The 4885-nt window shown below is 66.4% G+C and carries 5 protein-coding genes; 3 read left to right on the plus strand and 2 right to left on the minus strand.

Annotated elements, in window-relative coordinates; translation table 11 throughout:
* Positions 1-489 (plus strand): 2-hydroxyacid dehydrogenase (locus WA702_RS27455; protein ID WP_425113681.1); only part of this gene is annotated, 489 nt, incomplete at its 5' end.
* A gap of 133 nt (positions 490-622) precedes the next feature.
* Here WA702_RS27455 and WA702_RS27460 read toward each other — a convergent pair.
* Entirely contained in the window at positions 623-1549 is a 927-nt protein-coding gene (locus WA702_RS27460) for a LysR family transcriptional regulator (protein ID WP_425113685.1), read from the minus strand.
* A gap of 120 nt (positions 1550-1669) precedes the next feature.
* Between WA702_RS27460 and WA702_RS27465 the strand changes: the two genes are divergently transcribed.
* Positions 1670-2674: an aldo/keto reductase gene (locus WA702_RS27465; RefSeq protein WP_425113682.1), complete on the plus strand. Its 1005-nt coding sequence runs from the start codon at positions 1670-1672 to the stop codon at positions 2672-2674.
* A gap of 223 nt (positions 2675-2897) precedes the next feature.
* Here WA702_RS27465 and WA702_RS27470 read toward each other — a convergent pair whose 3' ends face one another.
* On the minus strand, positions 2898-3698 hold the full coding sequence (locus WA702_RS27470) for a HesA/MoeB/ThiF family protein (RefSeq protein ID WP_425113683.1): 801 nt from the start codon (positions 3696-3698) through the stop codon (positions 2898-2900).
* Positions 3699-3830: 132 nt separating this feature from the next.
* On the opposite strand from WA702_RS27470, the gene WA702_RS27475 reads away from it, so the two are divergent.
* A partial coding sequence (locus tag WA702_RS27475; RefSeq protein WP_425113684.1) for a peptidoglycan-binding domain-containing protein occupies positions 3831-4885 on the plus strand: 1055 nt, incomplete at its 3' end.

Raw genomic sequence — 4885 nt, forward strand, 5'->3', positions numbered from 1 at the left:
CGCGCCTTCGGCCTGCAGATCCACTATCACAACCGCCGCCCGGTGGCCCCTGTGATCGCCGAGCAGCTTGGCGCGACTTATTGGGAGAGCCTCGACCAGATGCTGGCGCGGATGGACATCCTCTCGATCAACTGTCCGCACACGCCGGCGACCTTCCATCTGTTGTCGGCACGGCGGCTGAAGCTGATCCGCAAGGACGCTTATATCGTCAACACCGCGCGCGGCGAGGTGATCGACGAGGAGACGTTGACCCGGCTGATCGAAGCCGGCGAGATCGCCGGCGCCGGCCTCGACGTCTACGAGCACGAGCCCGCGGTCAATCCGCGCCTGGTCCGGCTCGCCAAGGCCGGCAAGGTGACCCTGCTGCCGCATATGGGCTCGGCGACGATCGAGGGCCGCGTCGAGATGGGCGAGAAGGTCATCATCAACATCAAGACCTTCCTCGACAGCCACAAGCCGCCGGACCGGGTGCTGCCGAATATGCTGTAGGGCTTGCCGGTCGCGTCGAACTCGCTTTCGTCCCGGCGACAGTCATTGGGAGTGCACAAGCGGCTCGGCATAACGGATGTCGTCCCGGTCAGGTGCGTAATTGCGCGCCTGACCGGGACGGCACTGGCAAAGGCTATGCGCCTAGGTCGCCAGCCGAGGTCCCCTCGCGCTTTCGCCACGCGGCGACGAACGCCACGAAGGCGGCGAGCGCGGGCGGTGGCTGACGGCGGCTTGGATAGTACAGATACGGCCCGGGAAACGGCGGACACCACTCCTCCAGCACGCTGACCAACCGGCCCGACGCCAGCGCCTCCCGCACATAGCCCTCCAACGTCGCCCAGTAGCCGACGCCGTCGATTGTTGCGCGAAGAGCCAGTCCGAGATGGGTGCCGACCAGTGCCGCAGGCGGCGCCACCCTGACCACATGGCCGTCTTTCTCGAATTCCCAATCCATCATCGCGCCGGACGAAAAACGCGTGCGGATACAGGGATGTTGTAGCATGTCCCGAGGATGGGCGGGTCGCCCATGCTGCGCAACATATTGCGCACTCGCCACCACTGCGTAGCGCTGCGTGCCGCCGAGCGGCACCGCGATCATGTCCTGCGCCAGATGCTCGCCATAGCGCACGCCGGCGTCGAACCCGGCCTGCACGATATCGACGAAGCCGCTTTCGGCCACGACCTCAAGCTCGATCCGGGGATGCGCCTTGAGGAACGGCGCCACCATCGGCGCCAGCACCAGGTCCACCGCCGGCGGCGGTGCGTTGATGCGCAGCCGGCCCGCAGCAATTTCATGGAGGCCGCGCACTTGGTCGATCGCCGCGTCGACTTCGCCAAGCGCCGGCGTCACCCGTGCCAGCAGCAATTCCCCCGCCTCGGTCAGCGCGACGCTGCGGGTCGTGCGGTTCAGCAACCGCACCCCGAGCTGCTGTTCCAGATCCTTGATGCGCTGGCTCAGGCTGGAGACGGCAAGCCCGTGCTCACGAGCGGCGCGGCTGAAATTGCCGCTGCGGGCGACCGCAACAAAGGCCTGGATGTCACGAAGCTGGGGCTGGGCCATTGTTCGGCATTCTGAACAGTGCATTCGCAATTGTCCAGCTTCCCGAAAAGATGGAATCGGACCGATATCTCGCTCGCCGGGCGGCTTCGCCCCGCCCTCGATCGCTTTGGGAGAATCATCATGGAACAGCATCGCCTCGGCACCAGCGGTCCCACCGTCTCCGCCCTCGCCCTCGGCTGCATGGGCATGTCCGATTTCTACGGCCCGACCGACCGCAGCGAGAGTATCGCGACCATCCGTGCTGCGCTCGATGCCGGCATCAACCTGCTCGATACCGGCGACTTCTACGGCATGGGCCATAACGAGATGCTGATCCGCGAGGCGCTCGCGTCGGTCGGGTCGCGCAATGTGCAGATCTCGGTCAAGTTCGGCGCCCTGCGCGGACCTGACCGGAGCTGGCTCGGCTATGACAGCCGCCCGGTCGCGATCCGGAATTTCCTGTCCTACTCGCTGCAGCGCCTCGGCGTCGAGGCGATCGACATCTACCGCCCGGCCCGTCTCGATCCCTCGGTGCCGATCGAGGACACGATCGGTGCAATGGCCGAGCTCAAGCAGGCCGGCTACATCAAGCATATCGGCCTGTCCGAGGTCGGCTCGGAGACGATCCGCCGCGCTCACAAGGTGCATCCGATCGCCGAGCTGCAGATCGAGTATTCGCTGATCTCGCGCGGCATCGAGAGCGATATCCTGAAGACCTGCCGGGAGCTCGGCATCGGCATCACGGCCTATGGCGTGTTGTCTCGCGGCCTGATCAGCGGCCATTGGTCGAAGGACCGCAACACGCAAACTGATTTCCGCCACAACGCGCCGCGCTTCCAGGGCGACAATCTCGACCGCAATCTGGCGCTGGTCGAAACGCTGCGTGGCATCGCCGGCGAGATCGGCGCGACACCCGCGCAGGTCGCGATCGCCTGGGTCGCAGCGCAGGGTGAGGATATCGTGCCGCTGGTCGGCGCCCGCCGCCGCGACCGTCTCGCCGAGGCGCTCGGCGCGCTTCAGGTGAAGCTGTCGGCGGCGCATCTGAAGGCGCTCGGAGACGCCTTCCCGCCCGGCATCGCCGCCGGCGCCCGCTACCAGGAAGCCCAGCTCGCGCACATGGACAGCGAACGACGGCTGACGAGGTGATATCACGGCGTGAGATAATGGATCACGACGGCAGCGACACGCCGGCTGCTTAACCTCGCCCCGCTTGCGGGGAGAGGTCGGATGGCATCGAAGATGACATCCGGGTGAAAGGGGTACAGGATTAACTACTCGCACTGCGCGTGCGCATGCCCCCTCATCCCGCCCTCTCACCGTGAAGAACGGGGAGGGAGCGCACCGTCCGATACGCAGGAGTTCACAACACTCACAGATACGCGCTGAGATCCTTGATCACCGCGCCGTCGCCGTTGAGCGGATTGCCGGGATCGCGACCATAGCGCAGCGTCTCGAAGCGCATGGTGCGGGCATCCAGCATCAGCAGACGCCCGACCAGGCCTTCGCCGAAGCCCGTGATCTCGCGGATCGCCTCGAGCGCCATCATCGATCCCAGCGTGCCGGCGAGCGCCCCCAGCACGCCGGCCTCCGCGCAGGCGGGCACGGTGCCGGGCGGCGGCGGTTCGGGAAACAGGCAGCGATAGGTCGGATTGAACACGCCATCCGCGTTCTTCTCATGTGCACGGATCGTGGTCAGCGACGCATCGAAGGTGCCGAGCGCGCCCGAGATCAGCGGCCGCGCTGCCAGAAAGCAGGCATCCGACAGCAGATAGCGGGTCTCGAAATTGTCGGAGCCGTCAAGCACGAGATCATAGCCAGCCAGCAGCCCGAGCACATTGTCGGCCGCGAGCCGGACATCATGCGTGATAACGCTGACATGCGGGTTGAGCGCATTGAGGCGCTCGGCGGCGCTGTCGACCTTCGGCCGGCCGATGTCAGGCGTGGCGTGAATGATTTGGCGCTGCAGGTTGGAGAGCGACACGACATCATCGTCGACGATGCCGAGCGTGCCGACGCCGGCCGCAGCCAGATACATCAGAGCCGGCGCGCCGAGCCCGCCGGCGCCGACCACCAGGACCGCTGCCCGCTTCAACGCCGTCTGCCCGGGACCGCCGACATCGCGCAGTACGATGTGGCGGGCGTAGCGCTCCAGTTCGTCCTCGCTCAGCATCGCCCACAACATCCTTCCCACATCATCCGCGAACCCGACACGGCGAATCCAAACGGCTGAACCCGCCGCTGGTTGAGACCGACCAAGCAGATGTGCTTGTTTGCGCCTCCCGCAAGTATGTCGAGATTTGTCATGAGATCATTGCCCGCGGCAACCTGTATGAGCGCCTTGCTGCTGGCAAGCTCGCCTGCGTTGGCGCAGATGACGCCCCCGGCTTCAGTCGAGCCCAAAGGCAAGGCCGTTGCCATCGTGCCGGTGCGCCCTCCGGGGCAGGCGCCGGCCGACGCCGTGGCGCACGCCGACCGACTCGCGCTGCAATCGGATCTGGCCTGGATCGGACAATACAACGGTCCCATCAATGGCGACGCCAGCGCGCGCTTGGTCAACGCGGTCAAGGAGTATCAGAAGTCGAAGGGCGGCCAGCCGACCGGCGTGCTGACGCCACAGGAGCGTGCCGTGCTCGCCGACGCCGCGCGGCACAAGCAGGAGGCGGTCGGCTGGAAGATCGCCACCGATCCCGTCAGCGGCGCTCGGCTCGGGATTCCGAGCAAGCTAGTGCCGCAGCAGGTGAGCGACGCCAACGGCTCCAGATGGAGCTCGGCTGACGGCGCCGTGCAGGTGCTGCTCGGCAGGCGCAAGGAAGCCAATCCGACCACAGCGGCGCTGTCCGATCGCGCGAAGCAGGACCCGCCGGGCCGCACGGTCGAGTACAGCGTGGTAAAGCCCGATTTCTTCGTGCTCTCAGGCCTGCAAGGTCCGAAGAAGTTCTACATCCGCGGCACCTTCAAGGGCGATGAGGTCCGCATCCTCACCATTCTCTACGACCCGGCAAGCGAAACCACCGTCGCGCCGGTCGTGATCGCGATGTCGAGCGCGTTCACGCCCTTCCCTGCGGTAAGCGCCGCACCTCCGCCGCGGCGTAGCGTTGACTATGGCACCGGCATCGTCGTCAGCGAGGACGGCGCCATCCTGGCCGACCGCGATGTCACCGATAGCTGCCTCGCCATTACGATACCGAATTTCGGCCACGCCGACCGGATCGCCGAGGACAAGGCGCACGGGCTGGCGCTGTTGCGCATTTATGGCGCGCGCGGGCTAAAGCCGCTCGATCTCGCGGGCGCCGGCACGCCGTCCGCGGTCGACCTGATCGGCATTGCCGATCCGCAGAGCCAAGCCGGCGGCGCCGC

It is taken from the genome of Bradyrhizobium sp. (assembly GCF_049798375.1).
Lineage (GTDB): Bacteria > Pseudomonadota > Alphaproteobacteria > Rhizobiales > Xanthobacteraceae > Bradyrhizobium.

Bases quoted from the DNA above. Each gene is read 5' to 3' on its own strand.
- WA702_RS27465 (WP_425113682.1), top strand. From the start codon at position 1,670: ATGGAACAGCATCGCCTCGGCACCAGCGGTCCCACCGTCTCCGCCCTC.
- WA702_RS27460 (WP_425113685.1), bottom strand. From the start codon at position 1,549: ATGGCCCAGCCCCAGCTTCGTGACATCCAGGCCTTTGTTGCGGTCGCC.
- WA702_RS27470 (WP_425113683.1), bottom strand. From the start codon at position 3,698: ATGCTGAGCGAGGACGAACTGGAGCGCTACGCCCGCCACATCGTACTG.